Genomic DNA, 23,713 nt, shown 5'->3' on the forward strand with positions numbered 1-23,713 from the left:
CTCACGGCCCCGGCGGGCGCGTCCGAGACACTCCCGGTCCCCGCTGCCCCGGCGTACGACGCTGACGGCATCCGCTGCGAGCCTCGCGCTCGTCGGCGGGGTCATGCTCGCACCGCCCGCCTCCGCGCAGCCGCTGCAGGAGGTCGTGGCGGTCGCGGCCGGACGTCTCGCACCCCAGAAGCTCACCGTCTCCTCCGTCGTCGCCGCCGTCAGCCTGAACCGCGACGACCCGGTCGCCTCGGCCCTCGCCGGGGTCATCGCCGCCGAGGGCGGGTCAGCCGGAAGGCAAGCGGCCGAGGCGATCGTCTCGGCCCTCGCCTCCGGAGGCTCCCGCCAGCGGATCGTGGCGACGGCGCTCAGCTACCTGGGCGATCCGTATGTCCTCGACGGCGCCGACCACTCGGGCATCGACTGCTCGGGGCTGGTGATGGTCGCGTACGCGCAGATCGGCATTCGGCTCGGCCATCTCGTCCACCTCCAGGACAACGCCGGGCACCGGATCAGCGAGGCGCAGGCGCAGCCCGGCGACCTCGTCGTGTTCAACGACGAGGAGCACATCGCGATCTACCTCGGCGAGGGCGTACTGGTGCAGGCGCCGACGGAGGGGCGGCCGGTCGAGGTCTCGACAGTGTGGGAGGGCGTTCCGCACCACTTCACTCGCATCCTGCCGGGCTGACACGCGCAGCGGCGTGGAGTAGCGTCACCTCTCGGGAGGAAAGCGTATGACGACGCTCGAGGGCAGAACACGCACGGCGCTCCTCGTGATCGACGTGCAGAACGGCGTGATCGGCGGGGCGTACCGGCACGATGAGGTGATCGGGAACATCCGCCGTCTTGTCGAGCGCGCCCGCGCGGAGGGGACGCCGGTGGTGTGGGTGCAGCACTCCGACGCCCACCTCGCGTACGGCAGCCAGGAGTGGGGATATGTTCCGGAGCTCGTCCGCGCCGAGGGCGAAGCGCTCGTGCCGAAGAGCTACGCCGACGCGTTCGAGGAGACCGGCCTCGAGGCGGTCCTGGCGGAGGCAGGGGTCTGGCGGCTCGTCGTCACAGGCTCACAGACCGACGAGTGCATCCGCTCCACCCTCCACGGCGGCATAGCGCGCGGCTACGACGTGACGCTGGTGGGCGACGCTCACACCACCGAGGACCTCAGCGAATGGGGCGCGCCGTCGCCCGAGCTGGTGATCGCGCACAGCAATCTGTACTGGGCCAACCACACCGCGCCGGGACGCACGGCCGAGGTGGCGGAGGCGGCGACAGTGAGCCTCGGCTGACGGCCAGGCTATCCGCAGTCGTCGTGATAGGGGCACCCCCAAGGGTGCCCGCACCAGGAGTCAGAGTCGAACCGCGGGGAGTCCCACACATCGGGGAAACCTCCCCAAGCGCCACGGGCAGCCGCGTCGCTCGCGGCCGTGGCCGGCGCGGCCGAGGTGCTCCCCGTCCCGGCCAGTGGCCTGGACGAGCGCGAAAGCAGAACCGTCGCCACCGCTGATCCCTCGCTCCTGTGATCCCCTTCAGGGAGTCTCGCCAGCGGCTGGGAGCAGCGGCAATTCCCCCTTGGAGGGTGCGGTGGAGTGTCAGTCGCGCCCGAGCGCACGGCGTATCCAAAGCATTTACCGTCTACGATCGACGGCAGAGGTCCTGTCAACGGTTCGAATGGAATGAAGCTCAGTGGCAACAGGCAGAGGAACGACCGGTCCGAGCAAGCGCGACCGTCGCGAAGAGGCGCGAGAGACCGCGCGGCAGATGCGCGAGGCGGCGGCCAAGAAGGCGAAGCGCCGGAAGGTGGCCGTGCAGAGTGCGGTGATCGCCGGTGTCGTCGCCGTTCTGGCCATCGTCGGGATCGTGATCTACTCGAGCGTCTCCGTGTCGAACTCGGTCGCCAACCCGAAGAACATGCTGAGCGGCGGAGTGCTGCTGAGCGCTCCGGGGAAGGCGGTCGCCACTCCCGCGATCAAGCAGGGCGACGCAGCGACGCCGACGAAGCAGGAGCTCGACGGCAAGACGGCGCACATCCAGCTGTGGGTCGACTACCAGTGCCCGATCTGCCAGCAGTTCGAAACGGCCGTCGGCGGCACGATCAAGCAGATGCTCACCGATGGCACCGCGACCCTCGAGACCCACCCGGTCGCCATCCTCGACAACGCCCAGAACAAGCAGTACTCGACGCGGTCCGCCGCGGCGGTGGCGTGTGTGGCGAACGAGCAGCCGGACAAGTTCCTGGACGTGAATGCGGCGTTGTTCGCCAACCAGCCCAGCGAGCAGACGGGCACCGGGCTGACGAACGCGCAGATCCTGAAGATCTTCAAAGACACCGGCGTGGAATCGAAAACGATCACCGACTGCACGAACAGCCAGACCTTCGCCACCTTTGTGACGAACCAGACGAAAACCGCCGCGACCGACTCGCAGCTGAGAAGCTCCGCCGGCAGCTTCGGCACCCCCACGGTGTTCGTGAACGGCCAGCGCTACCAGGGCAGCGTCACGAACGCCGAGCAGTTCAAAGCCTTCATCGCGGCCGTTCTGCCGGAGAAGACCAGCGGCTCGGTGACCTTCCCGACCGCGGCTCCGTAGGCCGCCCTCTCCCCCGCTCTTCGTGAGGGGTCCGCCGCGGGCACACGTCCGCGGCGGACCCGCGAGCGGGAGGACGAGAGTTCCCGCCGCCACCGGCGCGGCGAGCATTGCGACGGACGCTGCGGCGAACCGATCCCCCAGCGGGCGCCGGCCTCGGTCTCCATCAGGAGCTTCTCGAAACCCGCGAGGAACATGGTCGTTCCACGCGAGCCCCACGCGCACGAGCCGGTGAAGACGACGTAGGCGTCCCGAAGCGTCGCGAGCGGGCATGCGTCCCGATGCCGCTCGCCCGGGACTGCGACGCGAAAGTCCGCACAGCTCCGGCGACAGCGGTCGTGGCCGTCGATGGCGACGCCGACCCGATCGACTGTCTCCACAGGGCCGCGCCGAACGGCCGATCGCGACAGATCCCCCCAAATGGACGATGTGAGGAATCTGAGAATTTTGTATTTTAGTTGCGACCCTACGCTGATACTTCCCCTAAGGAACAATCATGACAACCCCCTCCGGCGTTCGCACCCGCAGCGCCCTCCTCTCGACCTCCCTCGTGGCGGCCGCTGCGCTGGCCGTCCTGCCCGTCGGCAGCGCGTTCGCCGCCTCGTCGGCGACCGCTGCGCACGCCGCCGCGTCCATCGCCCCCGCGAGCGCCAACACCCCGTCCTCCGCCGAGGCCGCCACCGCCCTGCTGGCGTCGACCGCGTGGGAGACGACGGCCGCACGCGACCAGGACGGCAACGCCATGGCGCTCACCGACCCCGCCGTCGCCAACTTCGTCGGCTGGGCGTACTACGACGCTGCCGGCACGTTCAGGATCTACAGCCTGGAGGACGCCCCGCGCTCACAGGGCGAGTGGTCGCTGGCCACCGGCCCCGAGGGCCTCACCCGGACGCTCGTCGCGAAGAACGCCGCCGGCGACGTCCTCTTCTCACCCGCACCGTTCCGGTCACTGTCCTGACAGCGAACGAATTCACCTACCGCTTCGCCCCGGACACCGCGAACCCCTCGGTGTACTACGACGTCGTCCACACGCCGACCGCTCACCCCGAGCCCGGCACCGCCGCGATGCTGAGCTCGACCGCGTGGGAGACCACCGGCGCCAAGGACCAGGACGGCAACGACGTCGCGCTCACCGACCCGGCGGTCGTCAACTCCGTCGGCTGGGCGTACTACCGCGCAGACGGCACCTTCAGCATCTACAACCTCGATGACGCTCCGCGCCTGCGCGGGGACTGGTCTGTCGAGAACGGAGCCTCCGGTCTCACTCGCACGCTGGTTGCGAAGGACGAGTCCGGCGCCGTGCAGTTCACCCGGACGGTTCCGATCATCACGCTGACCTCGGCCGAGTTCACGTACCGCCTGTTCCCGGACGCCGCGAACCCCGCCGTCTACCTCGACATCATCCACACCCCCACCACGCACTCGGAGCCGCAGGCTGTCGGCGCCATCCAGGATGAAGAGGCCGAGGAAGACGCCCCGCCCGCGACGACGAGCGCCGGCAACGCGACGACCGCGCTCGCCAAGACGGGAGCCGACGCCACCGTGGCCGGGATCGTCGCGGCAGCGCTCGCCCTCCTCGGCGGCGCAGCCCTCGCACTCCGCCGCGTCTTCCGCCGCACGAGCGAGGCGAACTAGTCTCTGCGGCCTCGGGGCGATCCGTACTGATTCACGCAGTGCGGATGCGCCGAGGCCGTAGCCTCCTTGCCGTCTCGATCGACCGATCGAGGCGGCTTGCGGCGGTTTAACGCCGGTAAGCCGGGGCCAAACTCCCGGAGCGTCGCCCGATTCCCGGTTCAGCCTCGTCCGATGTCCGCGGAGGCGACGTCGGTCAGCGAGCGCCCCCGGGTCTCCGGGGCGAACATCTGCGAGACGATCGCGCCGGTCACGCACACCGCCGCCATCACCGCCATCGCGACCGGGACGTTCCAGTCGAGGACGAGTGGGAAGACGAAGGTGCCGATCGCCGAGCCGATCCGGCTCACCGAGCTCGCGAAGCCGACACCGGTCGTGCGGACAGCGGTCGGGAAGAGCTCCATCGGATAGACCCCGCACAGTACCGAGGCGACACCGTACGAGAACAGATAGGCGAAGAAGCAGACGACGATGACCGGTGCGGGGAGCGTCTGCTCGAAGATCACGATGAGCAGGGCGACGGCCATGATCCAGGACGGGACGATGAGGAGGCGGCGACGGCCGATCCGGTCGACCAGGAAAGTTCCGAGCGTGGCTCCGAGCACAACGACGATGGTGCCGAGCAGGGCGGTCAGGATGGCGTTCGAGAGACCGAGCGCCTCATACACCGCAGTCTGGAAGAAGATGATCGCGAAGTAGGGGATGACCAGGCAGAGCCAGAACACGCAGACGAAGACCGTGCGCCCGAGCTGACCCGGCGCGAAGAGGGCCGAGATCCGGGTGCGCTCCCCCGCCTCCGCGTGGAAGTCGCCAGACTCCAGGCTCCAGCCGAGCCGGTCCAGCACAGCGGCGGCTTCCTCGACGCGGCCCTTGCTCAGCAGCCAGCGGGGCGACCCCGGGAGCCCGTGCCGGGCGATCAGGCAGAGGATGGCGGGGATGGCGGCCGAGAGCAGGACCCACCGCCAGGCGTCCGGGTGGGAGGAGGTGATGAGGAACCCGATCAAGAAGGCGACCATGTAGCCGACGTTCCATGCGATCTGCAGCGTGGAACCGAGCCGTCCGCGGGCGGAGCGCGGCGAGAACTCCGACAGCAGCGGCGTCCCGATGGCGTAGTCGGCGCCGACGGCGAGCCGCAGGGCGATCCCGAGGGCGAACATCTGCCAGGGCTCCTGCACGAAGAACAGCAGAATGGCAGCGCCCGAGAACAGGATGAGGTCGGCGACGAAGAGCGGGCGGCGGCCGAAGCGGTCGGTCAGCCATCCGAAGGCGAAAGCGCCGACGAAGATGCCGATGAGGGTGGAGGAGGAGATCATATCCCGAGCCAGAAGGCATCGACGCCGAGCTCCGCTTGGAAGGTCCGCAGGGCGATCGTGACCCCGATGACGGCGAAAACGTAGCCGTCGATGAACATCCCTCCGGCCGTCACACCGGTGAGACGCGCCAGGAACCTCCGGGCCCGGGGGTTCATCGTCTCGGTTCCGGCCGCGGCTTGCGCGTCGATGAATCCGGTCGGAGCGGGGGAGGACATGGACGTCACCTCTCGTCGTCGAGGGCAGCGGCGGCCGCTGCGATAAGCTCAGACACTAGCGAGGGTCCTTGGATCGCCAAAGTTCAGATGACGATATGGCAACCGTTATCCCTCGCCGCCGAGCGCGCGGGAGAGGTCGCGCGCACTGGCGGCGACATAGCGCCCGAGGCTCTCCAACCGGTCGCCGACTCGCACGCGCGGGGCGCTGATGTTGAGTGCCCCGACGATGCGCCCGGTGTGATCGACCAGCGGCGCGGACGCCCCGACCACGCCGAGCTCGAGCTCTTCGTCCAGCAGCGCGTAGCCCAGCGAGCGGATGCGGTCGATCTCGGCGTGCAGCGATGACAGATCGGTGACCACGGCCTTCGCCGCCGGCGGCGCGCTCAGCACCGAGAACCCGCCGACGGTCGGCGGGAGGGGCCCGACGATCGCGGTGTCCCTGCCGTGCTCCGCGTACCACTCCGCGAGGGATTCCCGGCTCCAGTCGGAGAGGAGCACCCGCCCCGACGGCGTGCGCCACGCGGCGGTCGTGACCCCTTCCCAGCCGGTGGTGCGGAATTCGTGCGGGCTGAGCTCGCTGAGGACGGTGAGCACATTGCCGCCGCGGAGGACGCAGAGATGGGCCGTCTCGCGCGTGTTCTGCACGATCCTGCGCAGCGCCGGCCGCGCCTCCCGGGCGAGCCGGCCCTCCACCGTGCGCCCGGCGAGCGCGTACAGGCGCGGGCCGAGGCGGTAGGTGAGCGTCCGTTCGTCGCGCTCCAGCAGGCCGGCGTCGGCCAGCGTCGCGAGCGAACGCGAGATCACGGCCTTGTCGCGGCCGGTCAGCTGCGCGACCCGGACGACGCCGAGGCCCGCTTCGCCCGCTTCGGCGCTGCCGAGAAGCTCGAGGATCTCGATGTCTCGCGTGAGCCCCGAGGAGTTCCGGCGTGGAGTCTCCCGTGTCGTCATAGCGCAAGCGTACGCATTCGATTGCCATTCGCGCATCTAGAAGTGGCACTTTGGCATCATTGACCCTACGGTGAGACCGCGCCTCCTGGCGCACTCGACGCAGAGTGAAAGGACCCCCCTGAGGATCGGTGAGAGTTTCGTCGGAGATGGCGTGAACGCCGCGCACATCAACACGGTCGCCGGAGCGCGCTCCGGTCCCGCCGGCGCCGCCTGGGCGGGCGCCCTCGCCACCCCGAGCGCAGGTCACGTCCCCTTCGTCGCCGTGCTGGCGCCCTCGCTGCCGGTCAAACCGCTCACCCTCTTCGTCACGAAATCCGCCCCTGCGGGCGACGCGCACGGCACGATGATCTGGGGCCCTGCCCAGGCCGGTGTCGCGGCGGGTGTGGCCGACGCGGTGGCCGAGGGCGTCATCCCGGCCGAGGCGGCCGACACGGAGGTCGTGATCGCCGCCGTGTGGGTGAACCCGGCCGCGGACGACACCGACGCCGTCTACCGCAACAACCGCGAGGCGACCCGCACCGCGCTCGCCAACGGCGTCTCCGGCGGACCGGACATGCAGACGGTGTTCAACGCGCGCCACCGCCCGGCCAACCCGTTCTACACAGCGCCGGAGGCCGCCCGATGACCGGCGGAGCCCTCCCCACCGTCGGCTTCATCGGCCTCGGGAGCATGGGGAGCGGGATGACCCGCAACCTGCAGCGCGCCGGTTTCCCGCTCGTCGTGACCGACCTCCGCCCGGAGTCCGCGGCCGAGTTCGTCGCCGGCGGCGCGCAGTGGGAGGAGACCGCGGCGGCGACCGCCGCCGCCTCCGATCTCGTGATCACCATGCTCCCGACGCCCCAGCATGTGGCCGCCGCGGTGCAGGGGCCAGACGGTGTGCTCGCCGGCATCCGGGACCACGGAACCTGGATCGACATGTCGACCTCCGTCCCCGAGGTGGCCGACGCCGTGCGCGCTGCCACTGCGGGGCGCGGGCTGCGCATCCTGGACGCGCCGGTCAGCGGGATGTCCACCGGCGCCGCCAACGGCACCCTGCAGATCTTCATCGGCGGCGACAGCGAAGATGTCGCGCGCCTGCGCCCGGTCTTCGAGGCGATGGGGGACCCTGAGCGCATCCTGCACGTCGGCGGGCACGGGGCCGGGTACGCCGTGAAGCTCATGATCAATCAGCTGTGGTTCTCGCACCTGGTCGCGACCGCCGAGGTGCTCACGGTCGGCGTGCGAGCCGGGGTGGATCTCGGCGTCCTGCGCGACGCGCTCGTCGCGAGCCCCGCGAACAGCAACTTCTTGCAGAACGACGTGCTCTCGATCCTCGCAGACGGCGACTACGACGAAGGCTTCGCCCTGGCGCTGGCGCTGGCGTGCAAGGATCTCGGGCTCTCCGCCGATCTCGCCCGCTCGGCCGGGGTCCCGGTAGAGCTCTCCTCGCTCGTCGACCAGATCTTCCGCCGGGGACGAGCCCAGTACGGCGACCGCGCTGGAGAGATGGCGCCGTTCAAGCTCTACGAAGACCTGATCGGGCGCGCACTGCGCCTGCGGCCCGAACCCGTCTCCGCCCCTGTCTCCGAGGAGTTCGCACGATGACCGCCGAGCGCGAGAAGACCCTGCTGGCGAGCATCCCCACCGGCCTCCACCTCGACGGCGAGTGGCGGGAGTCGTCCTCCGGGGTGGCGTTCGAGGTCCTCGACCCGGCGACCGAGCGCGTCCTGGCGCGGGTGGCCGACGCGACGCCCGCGGACGGGCAAGCAGCGCTCGCCGCCGCCGACGCCGCGCAGCCGGGATGGGCGCGCACCGCTCCCCGCGAGCGCGCCGAGATCCTGCGGCGCGCCTTCGAGCTCGTGACCGCCCGCACCGAGGACTTCGCCCTGACGATGACGCTCGAGATGGGGAAGCCCCTGGCCGAAGCCCGCGGCGAAGTCGCCTACGGCGCGGAGTTCCTGCGCTGGTTCTCGGAGGAGGCCGTGCGCGTCTCCGGCCGCTACGCGACCGCCCCGGACGGCGCGAACCGCCTGCTCGTGCTGAAGCGCCCGGTCGGGCCGAGCCTGTTCATCACGCCGTGGAACTTCCCGCTGGCGATGGCCACGCGCAAGATCGCCCCGGCCATCGCGGCCGGCTGCACGATGGTGCTGAAGCCCGCCGCGCTCACCCCGCTCACCGCCCTCCTCCTGACCAGCGTGCTCGAGGAGGCGGGGCTGCCGAAGGGCGTGCTCAATGTCATCCCGACCTCGCGGGCGGGAGCGGTGACCGGGCCGCTGATCAAGGACGCGCGCCTGCGGAAGCTGTCGTTCACCGGCTCGACCGAGGTCGGGCGGCGGCTCATCGCCGACTCTGCCGACCAGGTGCTGCGCGTCTCGATGGAGCTCGGCGGGAACGCGCCCTTCCTCGTCTTCGAGGACGCGGACATCCCCGCGGCTGTCGACGGCGCTGTACACGCCAAGATGCGCAACGGCGGCGAGGCTTGCGTGGCCGCCAACCGCTTCCTCGTGCAGGAGGACGTGGCCGCGGAGTTCGCGGCGGCATTCGCCGCGCGGATCGCCGCGTTCGAGGTCGGCCGCGGCACCGAGCCGGGCGTCACGATGGGTCCGCTGGTGGACGCCGCGACCCGCGACAAGGTCGAGGCGCTCGTGGCCGGCGCGGTCGCCGACAGGGCCCGCATCGCCGTGGGCGGCTCCCGCGTGGACGGCCCCGGGTACTTCTACCAGCCCACGGTGCTGACCGATGTGCCGAGCGACGCCCGCATCCTGGCCGAGGAGATCTTCGGGCCGGTCGCGCCGCTGACGACCTTCCGCACCGAGGAAGAAGCCATCCGGCTCGCCAATGCGTCCGAGTTCGGCCTCGTCTCGTTCGCGTTCACGCGCGACCTCGCCCGCGGGCTGCGTCTCGCCGAGCGGCTGGACACCGGAATGCTCGGCCTGAACGCCGGCGTCGTCTCGAACCCGGCCGCGCCCTTCGGCGGGGTCAAACAGTCGGGGCTCGGCCGCGAGGGCGGCTTCGAGGGCATCGAGGAGTACCTGGAGACCCGCTACGTCGGCATCGCCGACCCGTTCGCCGCGAAAGGGGCGTGAGCCGTGGACATCACGGGCTTCGGGCCCGCGCTGTTCTCACTGAACGGCAAGCGCGCTCTGGTCACCGGCGGCAACGGCGGGCTCGGCCGCGCCTTCAGCGTGGCCCTGGCCGCCGCCGGGTCCGATGTCTTCGTGCCCAGCCTGGCGGACGACGACGGCACCACCGAACGCCTCGTCACCGGGCACGGCCGCCGCTACGAGTTCGCCCAAGCGGACATCACCGGAACCGATGTGCCGCAGCGGATGGTGGCGGCCTGCGTCGAGCGGCTCGGAGGCATCGACATCCTCGTCAACTCGGCCGGCATCAATCTGCTCGGCGATGTCACCGAGTTCGGGCGGGAGAAGTGGGACGCGATGGTGGCGGTGAACCTCACCGCCGCCTTCGGCTTCGCCCACGCCGCCGCGAAAGCGATGATCCCGCAGGGTTCCGGCAAGATCGTCAACATCGCGTCGCTGTTCTCCTTCCTGGGCGGCCGCCAGTCGCCGGCGTATGCCGCGACCAAAGCCGGGATCGTCGGCTTCACGAAGGCGTACGCCGACGAGCTCGGCGAACACGGCATCCAGGTCAACGCCATCGCGCCCGGCTACTTCGCGACCGCTCTGACCGCGCAGACCCGCTCCGACGCCGCGGCCAACGCCCGCACCGTCGAGCACGTGCCCGCCGGGCGCTGGGGCGAGCCCGCCGATCTGATGGGCGCGCTCGTCTTCCTCGCCTCTCCCGCCGCCGCCTACGTCACCGGGCACACGCTCGTGGTCGACGGCGGCTATCTCCTCCGCTGACCGCCGACTCCCCCACGAAAGCAGGACCAACGACCATGCCAGCCTCCCGTTCCTCCCTCACCCGCGAGCAGATCGCCGCGCGGCTGACCGAGCTGCTCGACGCCGACCGGGTCGAGACCGCTGAGACCGCGCTGCGCGAGGCGAGCGTCGACCGGTTCAAGAAGTACACCGCCGTTCACGGCATCTTCGACGGGCCGTTCCCGGCCGCGATCGCCTTCCCGGTCTCGACCGAGGAGGTCGCCGCGGTGCTCCGGTTCGCCGACGGGAACCGCATCGCCGTCGTCCCCCGCACCGGCCGCACCGCGACGGAGGGCGGCCTCGAGACCGTCGTCGCCGACTCGATCGTGCTCGACGGCTCGCGGATGGACGCCGTTCTCGAAATCGACGAGCAGGACATGATGGCCACCGTCCAGTGCGGCGTCCCCCTTCAGCGTCTGGAGGACACCCTCCGCGAGCGCGGCCTCACCACCGGGCACTCCCCGCAGTCGAAGCCGCTGGCACAGTACGGCGGCCTCACGGCGACGCGCTCGATCGGACAGTTCTCGACGCTCTAGGTGTGTTTCTCAGGGACGTTGGTCAATCTGCTGATGGGTGGCTGGCTGCCGATGGCGGTGTGGGGCCTGTGGTGATTGTAGGAGTGCAGCCAGGCCGGGAGTGCGTTGCGGCGGGCTGATTCGGAGTTGTAGTGCCGGGCGTATGCCCAGCCGTCGGCGAGGGTGCGGTGGAAGCGTTCGATCTTGCCGTTCGTCTGCGGATGGTAGGGCCGGGTGCGTTTCGGTTGGATGCTGAGCTCGGCGCAAGCGTCGCGCCAGGCGTATGAGCGGTATGCGGAGCCGTTGTCGGAGAGCACCTGTTCGACGGTGACGCCACGGCTGGCGAACCAGCCGACCGCTCGACGCAGAACAGCGATTGCAGTGGCGGCGGTTTCGTCGTCGTGGATCTCGGCGTAAGCGACACGGGAGTGATCGTCGATGACGGTATGAACGAACGCTGTGCCGGTGATCATGTCGCCGGTGATCCCGTGTTTCCCGGTCCGCTTCGCGGTGATGGCCTTGTTCCGCTCTCCCTGGAGACGTCCGACGTAGCGCCAGCCGCCACCGTCGGGGATGTTGCCGAGTTTCTTGATGTCGACGTGGATCATCGATCCGGGATGCTCGTGCTCGTAGCGGCGGGCGGGTTCGCCGGTGCGGACGTCGACGTGGCTGGGCCGATTGATCCGGCACCGGGAGAGGACCGTGTGAACGGTCGAGGCGGGCATGCCGAGCTGGGCGCCGATACCGACTGGTCCCAGCCGCTTCTTCCACCGCAGATGCACGACCTTGCGGACCAGTCTTCGCGGGGTCTTGTTCGGGCTGTGATGCGGCCGTGACGAACGGTCCAGCATTCCCGCCTCGCCCATCTCCACGTAACGACGAGCCCATCGGTCCGCGGTGCGTCAGGACACTCGGAAGTAGGTCGCCGCCGCAGCAACGGACCAGCCGTCGTCGACGACTTGGCGGGCCAGGCGGAGGCATTCGCGAGGAGTCAAAGCAGCATTAGCGTGGGTCACGAGGACCTCCTAAGTCATCGAGTGCAGGGAAACTAGACAGCCCCACTCTCGACCGGGAGGTCCTCACCCATCTATCGCGTCACACCTCAACCAACGTCCCTGAGCAGCACACCGCCTCGGGCGAGTCCGTTGACGAGGAAACGCTGAGCGACGATCACCAGCGCGACCGTCGGGAGGACGACGAGGACGGCGCCGGCGAAGATGACGGACGGTTCGCTGGCCTCGGAAGCGGCCAGCTGGGACACGCCGACCTGGATGGTGCGCGCGACAGCGGAGTCGGTGATCAGCAGCGGCCAGAAGAAGCCGTTCCAGGCGGCGAGGGCGGACCAGACGATCGCGGTGGTCACCTGTGGGCGGCACGCCGGGACGATGATCGTGAAGAGGGTCCGGAGGTGGCCGGCTCCGTCGAGTCGCGCCGCCTCCCAGAGCTCCGTCGGGACCGCTGAGAAGGCCTGGCGCAGCAGGAAGATCGGATAGCCCATCGCGAGATAGGGCAGGACGACGCCGATGATCGTGTCGCGCAGGCCGAGACCGCTGACGAACTCGTAGTTCGGGATCACGAGCGCCTCGCCCGGAATGGCGAGGGTCAGCAGCACCAGCGCGAACGCGATGCGCCGCCCGGGCCACGTCGGGAAGACGAGAGCGTAGGCGGCGAGTGACCCGGTGATGAGGTTGCCGAGCGTCTGCACCGTGACGACGGCGATGCTCACCAGATACTCCGGCAGCAGCGGGACGGCGTCGATCGCCTGACGGAAGTTGTCGAGAATGACCTCGCCGAGGCTGGGGATGAGACCGTTGCGGGCGATCGTGCCGCCCTGGGTGAAGGCGCTCAGCATGGAGACGTACACCGGCAGGAAGACCAGCCCGGCCGCGGCGATCACCACGGTGAACCGGATGACCGCGCCGACGCGCCGGGTGCGCTGGCCGCGCCGGGTGGTGGTCATACGGTCCGCTCCCTTCCGAAGAGCCGGAACTGCGAGGCGGTGATCGCCGCGACGAGGAGGACCAGCACAATCGCGATGACCGAAGCGCGGCCGAAGTCCGGGGTGCCGTTGCCGAAGGCGAGCTGATACAGCCGGTAGACGAAGTTCGTGGTCCCGCCGGAGGGTCCGCCGCCGGTGATGATCTGGATCTGCGCGAAGGTCTGCAGACCGGCGATGGTCTCGGCGACAGTGAGGAAGAGGATGCTGGGCCGCATCATCGGGATCAGTATCCGGCCCGCCAGGTGGAACGAGCCGCTGCCGTCCAGCTGCGCCGCCTCGACGATCTCCGGGTCGATGCTGCGCACAGCGGCGGTCAGCACCAGGAACGCGAACCCGAATTCGTACCAGGCGGTGGAGATCGCGATCGCCCACACGGCGGCCACCGGGTCGTTGACCCAGTCGGGCCCGTCGATGCCGACGGACCCGAGCAGAATGTTCAGCACCCCCACGGTCGGGGAGAAGAACCCGGCGAACACCGCGGACGCGGAGGCGGCGGAGTAGGCGAACGGCAGCGAGAAGATCACGGCGAAGAAGCCGCCTCCGGCGAGCCTGCGCCGCAGGAGCAGGACAGCCACGAGCGCTCCCCCGGTGGCGAGCGCCATACCGAGCAGGGCGATGACGATCGACACGACCACGGTCTGCGCGAAGCTCGGGTCGGCGATCAGCTGTGCGTAGTTGCCGAAGCCCACCCAGCGGGTCGGGTTGCCGACGAGGTCGCTGTCGTAGGCGCTCAGCTGCACGGTCCGCAGCAGAGGGCGGAACACGAAGATCGCCAGGAGCACGAACGCCGGCAGCGCGAGCCACGGACCGATGCCGGCCCCGCGCCGCCTTCGGCTGCGACGCTGCGTGCGTAGTGCCATCGCTGAGTCCTCCTGACCGCCTGGGAGCGGGAACGTTCCCGGGGCGGTTGCCAGTATCGGAGGGATTCGTGAACAGAGAACTGTGCATTGTGAAACCAGACGTTGCCCGGAGATGGACACTCAGTGACCCCCGCGGCACAGTCGGTGTGCCGCGGGGGATTTCGCGACTATGTATCGGGAACGTTCCCGGTTATTCGCGGTCTATTCACGACCCCGAGCAGCGCGGGGACTCCGCAGAGCGGCGGACCCGCCCCCGCCGCGATCACGAGCACGGGGCACCGGCCGAGACCGGCGGCCAACCCGTTCAGTCGGCAGTCGCGAGCGGTGCGAAGGCGGCCGGTCCCGCCGTCCGCCCAGCGACCACCGTCCCCCGCAAGGACACGAGGCTGTCGTGGGAGCTGCGGCCTTCGATCTTGTCCACCAGCAGGGCGATCGACATCCGGCCGATCTCCTCAACCGGCTGACGGAAGGTCGTCAGACCCAGATAGGGCGCCGAGAGCGGGCCGAACCCGTCGTACCCGGTCACAGCGTAGTCACCCGGGACCGACCGGCCGCGCTGACGCAGCACATCGAGCACATCCATCATCGCCGTGTCCGTCGGGCACATAATCGCGGTGACATCGGTATCGCCGACTCGGGCGGCGACGACCTCGCCCGCACGCATGTCCGAGGGCACTGGCCACGCGACAGCCTCACCGCCCGCGCCGCGGATCGTATCGATCATCGCGGCGCCGCGCGCATGCTGGCTCAACGAGTACGCCTGCTCGACCAGCGCCACCGCGATACGCCGGTGCCCGAGCGCGAGCAGATGCTCCGCGAGCATCCGGCCGCCATCGGCGTCGTCGCAGAACACGCTCGTGATTCCGAGATCCGTCTCCTTTCGGCCGGCGACCACGATCGGCACCCGGTCGATGAAGGGCACGATCTCCTCGGAAGGCAGTCGAGCCGAGGCGATCACGAGCCCGACGACCTGCAAGGAGATCAGGCTCCGCAGCGCACGCAGAGCGTCCGCGACCTCCAGTTCGCCGACACTGGTCATCGTGACCGCCTGGTAGCCGCGGCTCTCCGCCTCCTGCTGCATGGCTGCCTGCAACCACGCATAGTACGGACGCTTCACGTCACGGAGAACGACCCCCAGCGTGCGGCTGGACGTGCGCATTCCGCGCGCCATTGCATTAGCGACGTACCCGAGTTTCTTCGCTGCCCTCTCGACCTTCGCCCGGGACTCCGGGCTCACATCGTCCGAGCCACGCAGAGCACGCGAAACCGCAGACTTCGAGACCCCCGCTTCTGCGGCGATATCGAGAATGGTGGGGGTCTTAGCGCGGGGACGAGCCGCCATGACAATGGTCCCTCCTGAGGTTCTCACCGGGAACGTTCCAGAGCCGACTATACGGATCGCCCGAGCAGGACACGACGATTTCGCCGGAAGATCGTCCACGATCCTGGTCACCGGAGATTCGACTCGCGTACCTTCCGCCCTGGGGCGAGCCTCTCCGCGAAGCTACAGAAAGCCTTCGACCTCGTCGATGCTGGTCAGCCCCTGGAGATCATCGCCGAGGAAGACGTCATCGCTCGCCTGTCCCTGAGCGAAGAAGCCCTGCGAAGCCGCATCTCACAAGCCGGAGTCTCCCGACGAGAACTCCCCGACCGGGTACTCGTGCAAGCCGGTTCCGGCCCTGCAGGAGACTACGGGCAATGGTTCAACACGTCAGTGAGCCTCGGGATCGCCGCGCTCGCGAGACCGCCCACGGCCCTGAGGCAGACTGTCGAACGACAATCCTCTCCGAGGTCATCGGCCGCGCCCTCCCCTACGAGCGACTGTCGCTGGAGGTGGTGCGGCAGTACACCGGCAAGGAGTTCGTCGCCATGTGGGAATCGTTCGAGACGAACGAGCACTTCCTCGATATCCCTGCCCTCCACGCCGCCTACCCCGACATCGCCTGGCGCTCCTACCGGGACTGGGGCATGGCCGGATTCCTCCTGACTTCCCTGGGCTGCGACCTCGCGACGAACCCGGCGTCCTCATCCCCGCACGGGTCGCACAAGGATTGTCGCCATCGCCGCGACCGCTCCTGCGCGCCAGTCAAAGCCCCCGAGTACAAGAAGCGCCTGAAACGTGTAGTCGACACCCAGATCCTAAGGCAACGAAGGACGACTGTGCCAGAGGGATATTGGCCCGAAACGCCCACAGGCGCGCCCCGATCATCAGGCGTTCTCGTCGAGCGAGGGGAGGACAATGGGTTTGAACATTCCCATTGCCTTGCCCTCCCAGTCGGGCTGACAGGATTTGAACCTGCGACCCCTTGACCCCCAGTCAAGTGCGCTACCAAACTGCGCCACAGCCCGTTGCCGCCCCACCCAGGCACACCGCACCAAGCAAGGCAACTCCCCTATCCTAGCGTGCCGGCGAAGCCCACCGTGACCACTCCGGCCGTCGCGGGGCCTCGCCGGCGCGATGCCGGAGGCCACCTCCCGGCGAGGGTGCGCAGACGGGTCGAAGCCCCTCCCCCGGTGCGTCCTCGATGACGAGAGCCCGCGCCGCCGGGCGCTGCGATCGGGGAGGCCTCAGGTCTCCTCCGGGTGTTTCGAGGTCCCCTCGATCAGAGCGGGGACGCTCCGCGACGCTTCCGAACCGCCCCGTTCTCCCAGTGCCGTTCGTTCGCGCCGATCAGGCAGCAGGCGACCACGAGCGCGGCCATCGAACCGAGCGACCAGGACACCCACGGGGGCGCAGCCTCTCTGGCGAGCCAGTCGCCGCCCAGACCGGAGAGCACGAAGGCGACGGCGGCGATCAGGGCGAGCGCCGTCGGCAGGAGACCGATCCGGAAAGCGGCGGTGCGCTGGGTCCGCGACGCGATGACGGCGATCGCCAGGAGCAGGCCCAGTGTCCCGGCCACGAGCGCGATCGTCCCGGCGCCGGGAGAGGCAGGAGCGACCGCCTGGATGCCGGCGCTCGCCGAAAGGATCGCTACGTACCAGAGCGGGGCGCTCAGGGATCGCTCCCGCTCGTCCTTCTCGCCGGTGACGTCAGAGTTGTCGCGTTTCACAAGGAAAGACTATGTCAGACACTGCATATGAGAGCAGAAATTCCGCTAATGCTTCCGCTTCTCCCGCACCCGCATGTTCAGGACGATCGGCGTCCCCTCGAACCCGTACACCTCGCGCAGCCGGCGGATCACGTAGCGGCGGTAGCCGGGGTCCAGGAAGCCGGTCGTGAACACGACGAATGTCGGCGGGCGGCTCGTCGCCTGGGTGCCGAACAGGATGCGGGGCTGCTTGCCGCCGCGCACCGGGTGCGGGTGAGCGGACGTGAGCTCCGCGAGGAACGCGTTGAACTTGCCGGTCGGGATGCGGGTGTCCCACGACTCGAGCGCCTGTTCCAGCGCCGGCACGAGCTTCTCGAGGTGCCGGCCGGTGCGGGCCGAGATGTTGACGCGGGGTGCCCAGGAGACGTGGGCGAGATCCTGCTCGATCTCGCGTTCCAGGTAGCGGCGCCGTTCGTCGTCGAGGAGGTCCCACTTGTTGAAAGCGAGGACGAGCGCACGGCCGGATTCGAGCACCAGGTCGATGATGCGCACGTCCTGCTCGCTGATCGGCTGCGAGACGTCGAGCACGACGACGGCCACCTCCGCCTTCTCGAGCGCGGCCGAGGTGCGCAGCGAGGCATAGAAGTCAGCGCCCTGCTGCAGGTGGACGCGGCGGCGGATGCCGGCGGTGTCGACGAAGCGCCACACCCTGCCGCCCAGCTCCACCTGCTCGTCCACCGGGTCCCGGGTGGTGCCGGCGAGTTCGTTGACGACGACGCGCTCCTCCCCCGCGGCCTTGTTCAGCAGCGAGGACTTGCCGACATTCGGCCGGCCGACGATCGCGACGCGGCGGGGACCGCCGATCTCCTGCCTGGCGACGGCGGAGACATCGGGCAGCGCCTTCAGGATCGTGTCGAGCAGGTCGGCGACGCCGCGGCCGTGCAGGGCGGAGACCGGATGCGGCTCCCCGAGACCGAGCGACCACAGCTCGGTCGCTGAGGGCTCCTGACGGGCGTCGTCCACTTTGTTGGCGGCGAGGAACACCGGCTTGTCGCTTTTGCGGAGCAAGCGCACGACGTGCTCGTCGGTGGAGGTCGCGCCGACCGTGGCGTCCACCACGAACATCAAGGCGTCGGCCAGATCGATGGCCACCTCCGCCTGCGCGGCGACGGAGGCGTCGATGCCGCGCGCATCGGGCTCCCAGCCGCCGGTGTCCACGACGGTGAAGCGACGTCCGTTCCACTCGGCCTGGTAGGAGACGCGGTCGCGGGTGACGCCCGGAGTGTCCTCCACGACAGCCTCGCGGCGACCCAGGATGCGGTTGACGAGCGCAGACTTGCCCACGTTGGGGCGGCCGACGATCGCGAGCACCGGCAGCGCGGGGAGGAAGGCGATCGCGTCGGCGTCCTCGCCGGCCACCTCCAGCAGATCGAGATCGGCGTCGTCCAGCTCGTAGTCGTCCAGGCCGCTGCGCAGCGCGACGGCGCGCTGAAGGGCGAGGTCGTCGTCTATTCCGGCCAGGCGCTCGACGAGGTCGTCGGCGCCGGTGGGCTCGTTCTCGATGTCAGACATGGGTCTCTTTCTGCACGACCGCTATGACCGCGTCGACGGTCTGGTCGAAGTCCAGTTCGGTGGAGTCGACGGTGGTGACGCCCTCCGCAGCGTTCATGAAGTCCACGACGCGCGAGTCTGCCGCGTCGCGCTTGCGCAGAGCCTCCCCGACGTGGGCGGCGGAATGCCCGGTCAGCTCTGCGGAACGCCTGTTCATTCTAACGGCTTCGTCGGCGGTGAGCAGGATGCGGACCGGGGCATCCGGGCAGACCACCGTCGTGATGTCCCGGCCTTCGACCACGATCCCGGCCTTCCCGCTGCGTGCGATGATCCCGCGGAAGAGCTGTGTGAGGAAGGCGCGCACTTGCGGAACGCGCGCGATCGCACTGACGATGGCGGTGACGCGCGGCTCCCGGATGGCTTCGGTCACATCGCGCTCGCCCACGAGGACACGGTACGTGTCCGGGTCCGTCCCGATCCGGTAGTCGAAATCGGGCATGGAGGCGATGACGACGGCCGCATCGGTCGGGTCGAGACCGCGCTCCACGACGTACCAGCCGAGCGCGCGATAGGCGGCTCCGGTGTCCAGATAGGCCCAGCCGAGACGGCCGGCGACCGCCTTCGAGATGGAGGATTTTCCGCTTCCGGCGGGCCCATCGACGGCCAGCACCACGGGCGGGGTGGCGGGTTCGGTCATCCGGCGATCCTCCAGCCCCGGTCGGTCAGGTCGTTCACGGTGCGGTGCAGCGCCTCGGGCAGCACCGCGATCTCGGCGAGGCCGAACGGCGCACCCGGCGAGTGCTCCAGGCGCAGATCCTCCAGGTTCACATTCAGTTCCCCCAGTTCGTGCAGCAGCCGGGCCAGCTCGCCGGGCCGGTCCTCCACCATCACGGTCAGGCTCGCGAACCGCTTGTCCTGCCCGTGCTTGCCCGGCAGGCGGGAGACACCGGCGTTGCCCCCGGCGATCTCCTCGGCGATGATCCGGCGCGAACCGGGTGCGTCCACATCGTCCAGCGCGACGAGGACACGGTCGAGGTCGTCCCGGTAGGAGCGCAGGATCTCCACGATCGCCGGAGCGTTCGCCTCGAGGATCTGCACCCACAGCTCCGGTTCGCTGCCCGCGATGCGCGTCACATCCCGCACGCCCTGACCGGCCAGCCCGAGGGCTGTGTCCGTGGAACCGGAGAGCCGCTTCGCCATCAGCGACGAGACGATCTGAGGAGCGTGCGAAACGAGGGCGACAGCGGCGTCGTGCTCGGCGGCCCCCAGCTCGATCGGCGTCGCGCCAAGATCCAGGATCAGCGCCTCCACCAGGCTGACGGCCGTGCGGGGGTTCTCCGGCCGCACCGCGACCGCCCAGGGCCGCCCGACGAAGAGATCCGCTCTGGCCGCGCTGGGCCCGCCCTTCTCGCGGCCGGCGAGTGGATGCGATCCCACATAACGGCTGAGGTCCGCGCCGCCCCGCTCCAGCTCGGCGAGCGGCGCGACTTTGACACTGGCCACATCCGTCACGATCGCACCGGGATGCGCAGCCAGCTCCACTGCGACGACCCGGGCGACCAGGTCCGGCGGCACCGCCACCACGACCAGCGCGGGCTCGGCGCCGCCGTCGTCCGGCCGCCCCGCGCCGTAATCGGCGGCGAGGCGGAGATGGGCGGGCGAGGCATCGGCGAGCAGCACATCCACCCCCCGGGCGCGGAGCCCGAGGCCGATGGAGGCGCCGAGCAGCCCCGTCCCGACGACGCGGACGGGTCCGGCGAGGCGGGAGGCGGTTTCGGTCACGGATCAACCTTAGCCAGCGCCGAGGCCGCCCCGGACCTCGCCGCCGGAAACGGAGGAGAACCCGGCCATTTCGCACCGAACGTCCTCCCTTCCCTGCGTTTCAGCGGGATGTCGAGACGATCTCCTCCGTTCCCGACAACGTTGGAAACGGAGGAGATCGTGCCGGAAACCGGCGGAAACGCAGGGAAGGGAGGAGATCGGGGCTGATTCTGCGGGGAAGTCCTGCGTTTGCAACAGGGTCTCGGGAGGCAGGGGCGGGCAGGGGGCTAGGGCTCGCCTTCGCGGGAGATGGTCAGCAGCGACCCCAGCTCGGCTTTGGTCAGATCGCGGAGGGCGCCGGCCTTCAGCATCCCGAGGCGCAACGGCCCGAACTGACGGCGGACCAGCTCCACGACGGGGTGCCCGACCTCGGCCAGCATCCGGCGCACGATGCGGTTCCGCCCCGAGTGCAGCGTCACCTCCACCAGGCTGCCGCCGCCCGGGTCCGACTGCAGCAGCTTCGCCCTGTCCGCCGCGATGGGTCCGTCTTCCAGCTCGACCCCGCGGGTGAGCCGGGCGATCGTCTGCGGTGTGACGGCTCCGCGCACGCGGGCGATGTACGTCTTCGTCACGCCGAAGCGGGGATGCGCGAGGACGTGGGCCAGCTCGCCGTCGTTGGTCAGGATGAGCAGGCCCGAGGTCTCCGCGTCCAGCCGGCCGACGTTGAAGAGACGCTCCGGGTAGCCGGCGACGAACCGGGAGAGGTCGGGACGGCCCTGCTCGTCGCGCAGGGAGCTGACGATCCCGACCGGCTTGTTGAGCATGACGTAGCGCCGGGTGGTGTCGAGCTGGACCGCGGTGCCGTCCACGGCGACGCGGTCGACGACGGGATCGACGCGGCGGCCGAGCTCGGTGACCACCGTCCCATTGACGGAGACACGCCCCGCGACGATCAGCTCCTCCGAGACGCGGCGGGAGGCGACGCCAGCGGCGGCCATCACTTTCTGGAGGCGCTCGCCCTGTGGCTCAGCGGACATCGTCGAATCCTTCCGCCCCGTCCGCGAGCAGCGGGGAGATCTTGGGCAGTTCCTCGACCGAGTTGACGCCGAGCTGAGTGAGGAGGAGGTCGGTCGTGCCGTAGTTGATGGCGCCGGTCTCGCTGTCCGTGAACAGCTCGGTGATGAGGCCGCGACCGAGAAGAGTCCGGACGACCGAGTCCACATTGACGGCGCGGATGGAGGCGATCGCACCGCGGCTGATCGGCTGCTTGTACGCGATCACCGCGAGGGTCTCCAGGGCCGCCTGCGACAGCCGGGTCGGGTTCTGCTGCAGCACGTACCCCGAGACCACCGCGTCGAACTCCGCCCGGACGTAAACCCGCCAGCCGCCGCCGACCTCGCGCAGCTCGAAACCGCGGCGCACCCGGGGGCGCCCCTCCGCGTCCGGCGAGCCGTCGAAGTCGGCGGCCAGAGCGTCCACCGCCTGCCGCACGCGCTTCACCGGCGCGCCCACGGCGGTCGCGAGCGTGACGAGGCTCATCGGCTCGTCGGCGACCATCAGAATGGCCTCCAGCGCCCGCTCGATCCGCTCGTCCTCCACCGCCACCGGCTGCAATTCGGTCTCGGTCCCGTCAACCGTCATAGTCCGCTCCCAGATTCGTCAGGCTCTCCTCCGACCAGTGCTCCGCCGTCCAGCGCAGCGTCAGCTCGCCGAGCGGCTCCAGCTGTTCGAAGGCGATGGCCGCGTGGCGATACAGTTCGAGCACCGCGAGGAAGCGCGCGATCACCACGCCCTTCTGCTCGCTCCCGGCCACCAGCTGACGGAACGACATCGGTTCGCCGCGGCGCAGCATCCCGACGACGAGGGCCGCCTGCTCACGGATGCTGACAAGCGGCGCGTGCAGGTGGTCGAGGCCGACAGCCGGGATCTCGCGCGGCGTCATCGCCACCGTCGCGAGGGCCGCGAAATCCTCCAGGCTCAGCGTCCACACCAGCTCCGGCGTACGCTGCCGGTACTTGTCCTCGAGGCGGACCGTCCGCGCGTGGCGGATCGACTCCGCCTCCAACCGCTCGGAGAACCACTCCGACGCTTCCTTGAACGCCCGATACTGCAGCAGCCGCGCGAACAGCAGATCGCGCGCTTCCAGCAGCGCGACATCCTCGGCGTCGACCAGCTCGCCCTGCGGCAGGAGCCCCGCGACCTTCAGATCCAGCAAGGTCGCGGCGACGAGCAGGAACTCGCTCGCCTCATCCAGGCTCTCGTCGGCATCGAGCTCGCGGAGGTAGGCGATGAACTCGTCGGTCACCGTACTCAGGGAGATCTCGGTGATGTCGAGCTCGTGCTTGGCGATCAGCGAGAGCAGGAGATCGAACGGCCCCTCGAAAGCGCCGACGGCGACGCGGAAGCCCGCGGACTCCGCCTCGGCGAGCGAACCGTCGCCGCGCTGGCCCCCGTCAGGCGACGGCGCCACGGAAGATCAGCTCGCGGGCGAGTTGACGGTACGCCTCCGCGGCGGCGTGCTCCGGCGCGAACTGCGTGATCGGGCTCGCCGCGACCGAGGCGTCCGGGAACTTGACCGTGCGCGAGATGACGGTCTCGAGCACCCGGTCGCCGAAGGCGTCCGCCACGCGGTCGAGCACCTCGCGCGAGTGCAGCGTGCGCGAGTCGTACATGGTGGCCAGGATGCCGTCCAGCCCGATCGCCGGGTTCAGCCGCTCACGCACTTTGTCGATCGTCTCGATCAGCAGCGCGACGCCGCGCAGCGCGAAGTACTCGCACTCCAGCGGGATGAGCACGCCGTGACTCGCGGTCAGCGCGTTGACGGTGAGGATGCCGAGCGAGGGCTGGCAGTCGATCAGGATGACGTCGTACTCCCCGCTGACCTTCCGCAGCACACTCGCCAGAATCTGCTCGCGCGCGACCTCGTTGACGAGATGAACCTCCGCCGCCGACAGGTCGATGTTCGCCGGGATAATGTCGAGGCCCGGCACGCTCGTCGTCTGGACCGCCTCGCGGACATCGGCGTTCCGGTTCAGGAGCAGGTCGTAGATCGTGGTGACATCGTGCGTCTTCGCACCGAGCCCCGCCGACAGCGCCCCCTGCGGGTCGAAATCCACCGCGAGCACCCTGCGCCCGTACTCGGCCAGCGCCGCCCCGAGATTGATGCTCGTCGTCGTCTTGCCGACGCCGCCCTTCTGGTTGCACAGCGCGACGATCTTGGCAGGGCCGTGCTGCTTCAACGCACCCGGGGCCGGAAAAGAGCGCAACGGCCGGCCGGTGGGCCCGAGCGGAGCCGTGAGAGCGGGATCGTCCATCCCCGGCAGCTCGGTCCTGACCTCGTCGTTGCGCGTCACCTGGATGTTCCTCGTCCCTGCCTCGTGCGGCCCTCGTCCGGCGTGTTCAAGGGGACAGTCTAGCCGCGCCCACCCCCGACCGTGGGGTGAGACGACGGCGGGT

General features: G+C 69.6%; 25 protein-coding genes, 1 tRNA gene and 1 pseudogene. 11 read left to right on the top strand and 16 right to left on the bottom strand.

Features of this window, described 5'->3' with window-relative positions; genetic code table 11:
- Positions 1-103: 103 nt before the first annotated feature.
- The 5 genes from O159_RS09490 to O159_RS09510 all read left to right on the top strand — a co-directional run bounded on the left by O159_RS09490 (position 104) and on the right by O159_RS09510 (position 4,206).
- Positions 104-676, top strand: a complete 573-nt coding sequence (locus tag O159_RS09490; protein WP_021755586.1) for a C40 family peptidase — start codon at positions 104-106, stop codon at positions 674-676.
- A 46-nt stretch (positions 677-722) separates the two neighbouring features.
- Positions 723-1,274, top strand: a complete 552-nt coding sequence (locus O159_RS09495; protein WP_021755587.1) for an isochorismatase family protein — start codon at positions 723-725, stop codon at positions 1,272-1,274.
- Between the two features lie 397 nt (positions 1,275-1,671).
- Positions 1,672-2,574 carry a DsbA family protein gene (locus tag O159_RS09500; protein WP_021755588.1) on the top strand — a complete coding sequence of 301 codons (903 nt, stop codon included), beginning with the start codon at positions 1,672-1,674 and terminating at the stop codon, positions 2,572-2,574.
- A gap of 493 nt (positions 2,575-3,067) precedes the next feature.
- Positions 3,068-3,529: a DUF4822 domain-containing protein gene (locus O159_RS09505; protein ID WP_021755589.1), complete on the top strand. Its 462-nt coding sequence runs from the start codon at positions 3,068-3,070 to the stop codon at positions 3,527-3,529.
- Between the two features lie 50 nt (positions 3,530-3,579).
- Positions 3,580-4,206, top strand: a complete 627-nt coding sequence (locus tag O159_RS09510; protein ID WP_021755590.1) for a DUF4822 domain-containing protein — start codon at positions 3,580-3,582, stop codon at positions 4,204-4,206.
- A gap of 158 nt (positions 4,207-4,364) precedes the next feature.
- On the opposite strand, the gene O159_RS09515 is transcribed toward O159_RS09510, so the two are convergent.
- The 3 genes from O159_RS09515 to O159_RS09520 all read right to left on the bottom strand — a co-directional run bounded on the left by O159_RS09515 (position 4,365) and on the right by O159_RS09520 (position 6,679).
- Positions 4,365-5,516: an MFS transporter gene (locus tag O159_RS09515; protein WP_021755591.1), complete on the bottom strand. Its 1,152-nt coding sequence runs from the start codon at positions 5,514-5,516 to the stop codon at positions 4,365-4,367.
- Entirely contained in the window at positions 5,513-5,731 is a 219-nt protein-coding gene (locus O159_RS13340; protein WP_021755592.1) for a hypothetical protein, read from the bottom strand. Before O159_RS13340 ends, O159_RS09515 begins: the two co-directional genes overlap by 4 nt.
- 105 nt (positions 5,732-5,836) lie before the next feature.
- Positions 5,837-6,679, bottom strand: a complete 843-nt coding sequence (locus tag O159_RS09520; protein WP_021755593.1) for an IclR family transcriptional regulator — start codon at positions 6,677-6,679, stop codon at positions 5,837-5,839.
- A gap of 70 nt (positions 6,680-6,749) precedes the next feature.
- On the opposite strand from O159_RS09520, the gene fae reads away from it, so the two are divergent.
- From fae to O159_RS09545, 5 genes are read left to right on the top strand one after another with little or no spacing between them, the layout of a single operon-like run.
- Positions 6,750-7,304 carry a formaldehyde-activating enzyme gene (gene fae, locus O159_RS09525; RefSeq protein ID WP_269078348.1) on the top strand — a complete coding sequence of 185 codons (555 nt, stop codon included), beginning with the start codon at positions 6,750-6,752 and terminating at the stop codon, positions 7,302-7,304.
- Positions 7,301-8,263 carry an NAD(P)-dependent oxidoreductase gene (locus O159_RS09530; RefSeq protein ID WP_021755595.1) on the top strand — a complete coding sequence of 321 codons (963 nt, stop codon included), beginning with the start codon at positions 7,301-7,303 and terminating at the stop codon, positions 8,261-8,263. The genes fae and O159_RS09530 overlap by 4 nt, the downstream gene beginning before the upstream one ends.
- The gene (locus tag O159_RS09535) at positions 8,260-9,744 is read left to right on the top strand and encodes an NAD-dependent succinate-semialdehyde dehydrogenase (protein WP_021755596.1); all 1,485 of its coding nucleotides are present in this window, start codon (positions 8,260-8,262) and stop codon (positions 9,742-9,744) included. The genes O159_RS09530 and O159_RS09535 overlap by 4 nt, the downstream gene beginning before the upstream one ends.
- A 3-nt stretch (positions 9,745-9,747) precedes the next feature.
- Positions 9,748-10,524 carry an SDR family oxidoreductase gene (locus O159_RS09540; protein ID WP_021755597.1) on the top strand — a complete coding sequence of 259 codons (777 nt, stop codon included), beginning with the start codon at positions 9,748-9,750 and terminating at the stop codon, positions 10,522-10,524.
- Positions 10,525-10,559: 35 nt separating this feature from the next.
- Positions 10,560-11,078, top strand: coding sequence for an FAD-binding oxidoreductase (locus O159_RS09545; protein ID WP_021755598.1), 519 nt, complete (start codon positions 10,560-10,562; stop codon positions 11,076-11,078).
- Here O159_RS09545 and O159_RS09550 read toward each other — a convergent pair.
- The 4 genes and pseudogenes from O159_RS09550 to O159_RS09565 form a co-directional block, all read right to left on the bottom strand.
- Positions 11,075-12,073: pseudogene (locus O159_RS09550) on the bottom strand (IS481 family transposase). The gene O159_RS09545 and the pseudogene O159_RS09550 sit on opposite strands and share 4 nt — an antisense overlap.
- Positions 12,074-12,159: 86 nt before the next feature.
- Positions 12,160-13,017 (bottom strand): carbohydrate ABC transporter permease, encoded by an 858-nt coding sequence (locus O159_RS09555; RefSeq protein WP_021755599.1) that lies wholly within the window; start codon positions 13,015-13,017, stop codon positions 12,160-12,162.
- Positions 13,014-13,916 carry a carbohydrate ABC transporter permease gene (locus O159_RS09560; protein ID WP_021755600.1) on the bottom strand — a complete coding sequence of 301 codons (903 nt, stop codon included), beginning with the start codon at positions 13,914-13,916 and terminating at the stop codon, positions 13,014-13,016. Before O159_RS09560 ends, O159_RS09555 begins: the two co-directional genes overlap by 4 nt.
- A gap of 304 nt (positions 13,917-14,220) precedes the next feature.
- Entirely contained in the window at positions 14,221-15,258 is a 1,038-nt protein-coding gene (locus O159_RS09565; protein ID WP_021755601.1) for a LacI family DNA-binding transcriptional regulator, read from the bottom strand.
- A 356-nt stretch (positions 15,259-15,614) separates the two neighbouring features.
- Here O159_RS09565 and O159_RS14140 point away from each other — a divergent pair, with 356 nt between their 5' ends.
- Positions 15,615-16,226, top strand: coding sequence for a hypothetical protein (locus tag O159_RS14140; protein WP_021755602.1), 612 nt, complete (start codon positions 15,615-15,617; stop codon positions 16,224-16,226).
- Here the strand turns inward: O159_RS14140 and O159_RS09575 are convergent.
- The 9 genes from O159_RS09575 to O159_RS09615 all read right to left on the bottom strand — a co-directional run bounded on the left by O159_RS09575 (position 16,192) and on the right by O159_RS09615 (position 23,610).
- Positions 16,192-16,265, bottom strand: a tRNA-Pro gene (locus O159_RS09575). The genes O159_RS14140 and O159_RS09575 overlap by 35 nt on opposite strands.
- A gap of 254 nt (positions 16,266-16,519) precedes the next feature.
- The gene (locus O159_RS09580; RefSeq protein ID WP_021755603.1) at positions 16,520-16,966 is read right to left on the bottom strand and encodes a hypothetical protein; all 447 of its coding nucleotides are present in this window, start codon (positions 16,964-16,966) and stop codon (positions 16,520-16,522) included.
- Positions 16,967-17,011: 45 nt separating this feature from the next.
- Complete coding sequence (gene der / locus O159_RS09585) at positions 17,012-18,517, bottom strand: ribosome biogenesis GTPase Der (RefSeq protein ID WP_021755604.1); 1,506 nt, start codon at positions 18,515-18,517, stop codon at positions 17,012-17,014.
- Entirely contained in the window at positions 18,510-19,193 is a 684-nt protein-coding gene (gene cmk / locus O159_RS09590) for a (d)CMP kinase (protein ID WP_021755605.1), read from the bottom strand. Before cmk ends, der begins: the two co-directional genes overlap by 8 nt.
- Complete coding sequence (locus tag O159_RS09595; RefSeq protein WP_021755606.1) at positions 19,190-20,278, bottom strand: prephenate dehydrogenase; 1,089 nt, start codon at positions 20,276-20,278, stop codon at positions 19,190-19,192. The genes cmk and O159_RS09595 overlap by 4 nt, the downstream gene beginning before the upstream one ends.
- A 266-nt stretch (positions 20,279-20,544) precedes the next feature.
- On the bottom strand, positions 20,545-21,294 hold the full coding sequence (locus O159_RS09600) for a pseudouridine synthase (RefSeq protein WP_021755607.1): 750 nt from the start codon (positions 21,292-21,294) through the stop codon (positions 20,545-20,547).
- A complete protein-coding gene (gene scpB / locus O159_RS09605; protein WP_021755608.1) occupies positions 21,284-21,898 on the bottom strand; it encodes an SMC-Scp complex subunit ScpB in 615 nt (204 codons plus the stop codon). Before scpB ends, O159_RS09600 begins: the two co-directional genes overlap by 11 nt.
- Positions 21,888-22,727 (bottom strand): segregation and condensation protein A, encoded by an 840-nt coding sequence (locus O159_RS09610; protein WP_021755609.1) that lies wholly within the window; start codon positions 22,725-22,727, stop codon positions 21,888-21,890. Before O159_RS09610 ends, scpB begins: the two co-directional genes overlap by 11 nt.
- Positions 22,711-23,610 (bottom strand): ParA family protein, encoded by a 900-nt coding sequence (locus O159_RS09615; RefSeq protein ID WP_021755610.1) that lies wholly within the window; start codon positions 23,608-23,610, stop codon positions 22,711-22,713. Before O159_RS09615 ends, O159_RS09610 begins: the two co-directional genes overlap by 17 nt.
- Between the last annotated feature and the right edge of the window lie 103 nt (positions 23,611-23,713).

Source organism: Leifsonia xyli subsp. cynodontis DSM 46306 (genome assembly GCF_000470775.1).
GTDB classification, from domain to species: domain Bacteria; phylum Actinomycetota; class Actinomycetes; order Actinomycetales; family Microbacteriaceae; genus Leifsonia; species Leifsonia cynodontis.

Excerpts from the sequence above, each read along its gene's own strand:
- O159_RS09515 (WP_021755591.1), bottom strand. The coding sequence starts at position 5,516 with ATGATCTCCTCCTCCACCCTCATCGGCATCTTCGTCGGCGCTTTCGCC.
- O159_RS09535 (WP_021755596.1), top strand. The coding sequence starts at position 8,260 with ATGACCGCCGAGCGCGAGAAGACCCTGCTGGCGAGCATCCCCACCGGC.
- der (WP_021755604.1), bottom strand. The coding sequence starts at position 18,517 with ATGTCTGACATCGAGAACGAGCCCACCGGCGCCGACGACCTCGTCGAG.
- O159_RS09490 (WP_021755586.1), top strand. The coding sequence starts at position 104 with ATGCTCGCACCGCCCGCCTCCGCGCAGCCGCTGCAGGAGGTCGTGGCG.
- O159_RS09505 (WP_021755589.1), top strand. The coding sequence starts at position 3,068 with ATGACAACCCCCTCCGGCGTTCGCACCCGCAGCGCCCTCCTCTCGACC.
- O159_RS09565 (WP_021755601.1), bottom strand. The coding sequence starts at position 15,258 with ATGGCGGCTCGTCCCCGCGCTAAGACCCCCACCATTCTCGATATCGCC.
- O159_RS09495 (WP_021755587.1), top strand. The coding sequence starts at position 723 with ATGACGACGCTCGAGGGCAGAACACGCACGGCGCTCCTCGTGATCGAC.
- O159_RS09520 (WP_021755593.1), bottom strand. The coding sequence starts at position 6,679 with ATGACGACACGGGAGACTCCACGCCGGAACTCCTCGGGGCTCACGCGA.
- O159_RS09530 (WP_021755595.1), top strand. The coding sequence starts at position 7,301 with ATGACCGGCGGAGCCCTCCCCACCGTCGGCTTCATCGGCCTCGGGAGC.
- O159_RS09545 (WP_021755598.1), top strand. The coding sequence starts at position 10,560 with ATGCCAGCCTCCCGTTCCTCCCTCACCCGCGAGCAGATCGCCGCGCGG.
- O159_RS13340 (WP_021755592.1), bottom strand. The coding sequence starts at position 5,731 with ATGTCCTCCCCCGCTCCGACCGGATTCATCGACGCGCAAGCCGCGGCC.
- O159_RS14140 (WP_021755602.1), top strand. The coding sequence starts at position 15,615 with ATGGTTCAACACGTCAGTGAGCCTCGGGATCGCCGCGCTCGCGAGACC.
- cmk (WP_021755605.1), bottom strand. The coding sequence starts at position 19,193 with ATGACCGAACCCGCCACCCCGCCCGTGGTGCTGGCCGTCGATGGGCCC.
- scpB (WP_021755608.1), bottom strand. The coding sequence starts at position 21,898 with ATGACGGTTGACGGGACCGAGACCGAATTGCAGCCGGTGGCGGTGGAG.
- O159_RS09600 (WP_021755607.1), bottom strand. The coding sequence starts at position 21,294 with ATGTCCGCTGAGCCACAGGGCGAGCGCCTCCAGAAAGTGATGGCCGCC.
- O159_RS09555 (WP_021755599.1), bottom strand. The coding sequence starts at position 13,017 with ATGACCACCACCCGGCGCGGCCAGCGCACCCGGCGCGTCGGCGCGGTC.
- O159_RS09560 (WP_021755600.1), bottom strand. The coding sequence starts at position 13,916 with ATGGCACTACGCACGCAGCGTCGCAGCCGAAGGCGGCGCGGGGCCGGC.